Origin of the sequence: Cellulomonas hominis (assembly GCF_005239125.1) — a bacterium.
In the GTDB taxonomy this organism is placed as follows: domain Bacteria; phylum Actinomycetota; class Actinomycetes; order Actinomycetales; family Cellulomonadaceae; genus Cellulomonas; species Cellulomonas hominis_A.
The window spans coordinates 1-4,910 of the sequence record NZ_SZYE01000237.1; the positions used below are offsets into that span (position 1 = coordinate 1).

The following is a 4,910-nucleotide window of genomic DNA, read 5'->3' on the forward strand; positions in this document are numbered from 1 at the left end:
AGCACGCCGAGCCCGCCGGGGCGGCGCCCGGCGCCGTGCCCGCGCCCGGCCACCGCCCCGGCGACCGGCTCCCGCTCCACGGCCCCACCGCGCGCGACGCCCGGCTCCGCGCGCTCGCGGAGGTCCGTGCCGCCGTGGTCCGGCGGCTGGAGGCGTACCGTGGCGAGCTGCGCATCGAGCCGGAGCGGCTCGCGCACCTGCTGATCGCCGCCGTGATGGGCCAGGGCCCGCCGGTCCTGCCCGACGACGACGGGGTCCCGGTCAGCGAGCTCGTCGACGTGCTGCTGCACGGCGCCGCCCGCACCTGAGGCCGCGCCGCCCCGCCCGAGCACCGACCCCGACCCCGGCCTCGCCGCCGGCGCCGCACCCCGTCCGCCCCGACCGGCCACCGCCGCGGACGACCGTCCCACCCCGGCCCGCCGCCCCCACCGGGAGACCCATGCTGCTCCGTCTGCTCCGGGACTACCTGAGGCCGTACCGGCCCCAGGTCGTCGCCGTGCTGCTGCTCCAGCTCGCGCAGACCATCGCGACGCTGTACCTGCCCAGCCTGAACGCCGACATCATCGACAAGGGCGTCGCCGTGGGCGACACCGGCTACATCATGCGGATCGGCGCCGTGATGCTGGGCGTCAGCCTGCTGCAGGTCGCCTGCTCGATCGCCGCGGTGTACTTCGGCGCCCGGGTCGCGATGGCCTTCGGCCGGGACCTGCGCGAGGGGCTGTTCACCCGCGTGCAGGACTTCTCCGCCCAGGAGATGGGCCAGTTCGGCGCCCCGTCGCTCATCACCCGCACCACCAACGACGTGCAGCAGGTGCAGATGGTCGCGCTGCTGTCGTTCACCATCATGCTGATGGCCCCGATCATGCTGGTCGGCGGCGTCGTGCTGGCGCTGCAGGAGGACGTGGCGCTGTCCGGGCTGCTGCTGGTCGTCGTGCCGGTACTGGGCATCGTGGTCGGGCTGATCGTGAGCCGGATGGTGCCGTACTTCCGCACGATGCAGAAGCGGATCGACGCGATCAACCGCATCATGCGCGAGCAGATCACCGGCCTGCGGGTCATCCGCGCGTTCGTGCGCGAGCGCCGCGAGGCCGCCCGGTTCGCCGAGGCGAACGACGCGCTGTTCGACACCTCGCTGCGCGTCGGCCGGCTCATGTCGCTGATGTTCCCGACCGTCATGCTGATCATGAACATCACCAGCGTGGGCGTGCTGTGGTTCGGGGCGGGCCGCATCGAGGCCGGCGACATGCAGATCGGCGCCCTGACCGCGTTCCTCAGCTACATCATGTACATCCTGATGGCGGTCATGATGTCGACGATGATGTTCGTGATGGTGCCCCGCGCCGTGGTGTCGTCCGAGCGGATCACGGCCGTCCTGGACACCGAGTCGTCGGTCGTCCCGGCGGCGGAGCCCGTCCGGCTCGAGCGCCCGCAGGGCCGACTGGAGCTCCGGGGCGTCGAGTTCCGCTACCCGGGCGCCGAGCGGGCCGTGCTGCACGGCGTCGACCTGGTGGCCGAGCCGGGGCAGACCACCGCGGTCATCGGGTCGACCGGCTCGGGCAAGACGACGCTGGTCAACCTGGTGCCGCGGCTGTTCGACGCGACGGCGGGCACGGTCACCGTCGACGGCGTGGACGTGCGCGACCTGGCCCCGGACGACCTGTGGTCGATGGTCGGCCTGGTGCCGCAGCGGCCGTACCTGTTCAGCGGCACCGTCGCGTCGAACCTGCGGTACGGCAACCCCGACGCCACGGACGAGGAGCTCTGGCACGCGCTCGAGGTCGCCCAGGCGCGGTCGTTCGTCGCCGAGATGCCCGGCGGCCTGGACGCCCCGATCGCCCAGGGCGGCACCAACGTGTCGGGCGGTCAGCGGCAGCGGCTCGCGATCGCCCGGGCGCTCGTGCGCAAGCCCGCGATCTACCTGTTCGACGACTCGTTCTCCGCGCTCGACTTCGCGACGGACGCCGCCCTGCGGGCCGCGCTGGTGCCGGAGACGCGGCGCTCGGCGGTGGTCGTGGTCGCCCAGCGCGTCGCCACCATCCGCGACGCGGACCGGATCGTCGTGCTGGACGAGGGCGCGGTGGTCGGCACCGGGACGCACGCCGAGCTGATGGCGTCGTGCACCACCTACCAGGAGATCGTGCTCTCCCAGCTGAGCGTCGAGGAGGCGGCATGAGCGCCGAGGACCAGAACCGGGACGTCGCCGGCGTGGCCCGCGACACCGCGACCGAACCGCCGGCCCAGGCGTCGGCCGCCGCGGCACCGGCCGCGCAGACCCCGCGCCGGATGCCCCGGCGCGGGATGGGCCCCGGCCCCGGCATGGGGATGGGCATGCCGGGCGAGAAGTCGCTGAACTTCAAGGCGTCCCTCGGCCGGCTGGTCGGCGTGCTGCGCCCGGAGTGGCCGAAGCTCGCGGCGGTGCTGCTGCTCGGCATCTTCTCGGTCGCGCTCGCGGTCACCGGCCCGAAGGTGCTCGGCAACGCGACGAACGTGATCTTCAACGGCGTGGTCGGCAGCCAGCTGCCGGCGGGCGTCACCAAGTCCGAGGCGATCGAGGGCCTGCGCGCGCAGGGCCAGGACCGGCTCGCCGACATGCTCGGCGGGATGGACGTGGTCCCCGGGCAGGGCATCGACTTCACCAGCCTGCGGAACCTGCTGCTCGCCGTCGTCGCGATCTACGTGGCCTCGGCGCTGTTCGGCTGGCTCCAGGGCTGGATCACGACCGGCGTCGTGCAGCGCGTGGTGTTCGGCCTCCGCGAGCAGGTCGAGGCCAAGCTCGGCCGGCTGCCGCTGAAGTACTTCGACGGGCAGCCGCGCGGCGAGGTGCTCAGCCGGGTCACCAACGACATCGACAACGTGGCCCAGACCCTGCAGCAGACGCTGTCCCAGCTGATCACGGCCGTGCTGACCGTCGTCGGCGTGCTCGGGATGATGTTCTGGATCTCGCCGGTGCTGGCGCTGGTCGCGCTCGTGACCATCCCGCTGTCGGTCGCCGTGACCACCGCCATCGCCAAGCGGTCCCAGCCGCAGTTCATCGGGCAGTGGACCTGGACCGGCAAGCTCAACGCCCACATCGAGGAGATGTACACCGGGCACGCGCTGGTGAAGGTGTTCGGCCGGCAGCGCCAGGCGGTGCAGGAGTTCCACGACCAGAACGCCGAGCTCTACTCCGCGTCGTTCAAGGCGCAGTTCATCTCGGGCATCATCCAGCCGGCGATGGGCTTCATCGCGAACCTCAACTACGTGATCGTCGCGGTGGTCGGCGGCCTGCGGGTCGCGTCCGGCAGCCTGACGCTCGGCGACGTGCAGGCGTTCATCCAGTACTCGCGCCAGTTCACGCAGCCGATCACCCAGATCGCCTCGATGATGAACCTGATGCAGTCCGGCGTCGCCTCCGCGGAGCGGGTGTTCGAGCTGCTGGACGCCGAGGAGCAGGAGCCCGACCCGGCGAGCCCGGCCCGGCTGCCGTCGCGAGTGCAGGGGCGTGTCGCGTTCGAGGACGTGTCGTTCCGGTACGTGCCGGAGAGCCCGCTGATCGACGACCTCTCCCTGGTCGCCGAGCCCGGGCAGACCGTCGCGATCGTCGGCCCCACGGGCGCCGGCAAGACCACGCTGGTCAACCTGCTGATGCGGTTCTACGAGATCGACGGCGGCCGGATCACCCTCGACGGCGTCGACACCCGGGAGCTGACGCGGGACGACCTGCGCTCGCGGGTGGGCATGGTGCTGCAGGACACCTGGCTGTTCGGCGGCACCATCCGGGACAACATCGCGTACGGGGTCGAGGACGTCCCGGAGGACCGGCTCGTCGAGGCCGCGGTCGCCACGCACGTCGACCAGTTCGTCCGGGCGCTGCCCGACGGCTACGACACCGTGATCGACGACGAGGCGGCGAACCTCTCGGCGGGGGAGAAGCAGCTGCTGACCATCGCCCGCGCGTTCCTCGCCGACCCGGCGATCCTGGTGCTCGACGAGGCGACCTCCTCGGTGGACACCCGGACCGAGGTGCTGGTCCAGCAGGCCATGAACGCCCTGCGCTCGGGGCGGACGTCGTTCGTCATCGCGCACCGGCTGTCGACGATCCGGGACGCGGACGTCATCCTCGTGATGGAGCACGGGTCGATCGTCGAGCAGGGCTCGCACGACGAGCTGCTGGCGGCCGGCGGCGCCTACGCCCGGCTGTACGCGAGCCAGTTCGCGGCGGCCGTGTCCGTGCAGGACTGAGCGGCGCACGCCGACCGGCCGCGGGCCGGGGTCCCGTCCCGGGGTCCCGGCCCGCGCCGTCGGCGGGCGGCTAGGGTCGGCGGGTGACGACGCAGCCACCCGCGCCGGCGCCGCGGCTGCAGCGGGACCGGTTCACCCTCACCCTCGACGGCGTCTTCGTCACCTGGGGCTGGCTGCTGTACTCCTTCAACCCGAGCGTGCCGCTGCTCGCCGCCGAGCTCGGGGTGTCGAACGCCCAGGCCGGCCTGCACGGCACCGCGATGGCGGTCGGCGCGGTGCTCGCCGCGGCGGTGACGCCGTGGGCGGTGCTGCGGGTCGGCCGGCGGTCGGCGCTGGTCGGCGCGTGCGTGCTGCTCGCCGCCGGGATCGGGCTCCTGGTCAGCGGCCGGACGCTGCCCGTGACCCTGACGGGGATGGTCGTGGTGGCGCTCGGCGGCAACGTCGCGATCAGCGCGGCGCAGGCGGGCCTGGTGCTGCACCACGGCCGCACCGCGTCCGCGGCGGTCACCGAGGCCAACGGCGTCGGCTCCGGGGTCGGGCTGCTGGGGCCGCTCGCCGTCGGCGCGTGCGTCGCCGCGTGGATCCTCAGCATCGTCTCGGTCGGGATCCTCGCGTTCCTGCCGTTCGTGGTGTGGGTCGCCAGCCTCGTGTTCGCGATCCTCGCGGCCGTGGCCGTCAACAAGGGCCAG

At 73.0% G+C, this 4,910-nt stretch carries 3 protein-coding genes and 1 pseudogene; all 4 read left to right on the top strand.

Annotated elements, in window-relative coordinates; all coding sequences use genetic code 11:
* Window positions 1–308: hypothetical protein (locus tag FA014_RS20250; protein ID WP_230323356.1), on the top strand; the 308-nt coding region annotated here is incomplete at its 5' end.
* A gap of 131 nt (window positions 309–439) precedes the next feature.
* Window positions 440–2,173: an ABC transporter ATP-binding protein gene (locus FA014_RS17850; protein WP_154730975.1), complete on the top strand. Its 1,734-nt coding sequence runs from the start codon at window positions 440–442 to the stop codon at window positions 2,171–2,173.
* Window positions 2,170–4,221, top strand: a complete 2,052-nt coding sequence (locus FA014_RS17855; RefSeq protein ID WP_419178438.1) for an ABC transporter ATP-binding protein — start codon at window positions 2,170–2,172, stop codon at window positions 4,219–4,221. Before FA014_RS17850 ends, FA014_RS17855 begins: the two co-directional genes overlap by 4 nt.
* 83 nt (window positions 4,222–4,304) lie before the next feature.
* Window positions 4,305–4,910: pseudogene (locus FA014_RS17860) on the top strand (DUF4870 domain-containing protein); the annotation flags it as partial.

Coding starts and splice junctions, on each gene's coding strand:
- FA014_RS17855 (WP_419178438.1), top strand. CDS start 2,170: ATGAGCGCCGAGGACCAGAACCGGGACGTCGCCGGCGTGGCCCGCGAC.
- FA014_RS17850 (WP_154730975.1), top strand. CDS start 440: ATGCTGCTCCGTCTGCTCCGGGACTACCTGAGGCCGTACCGGCCCCAG.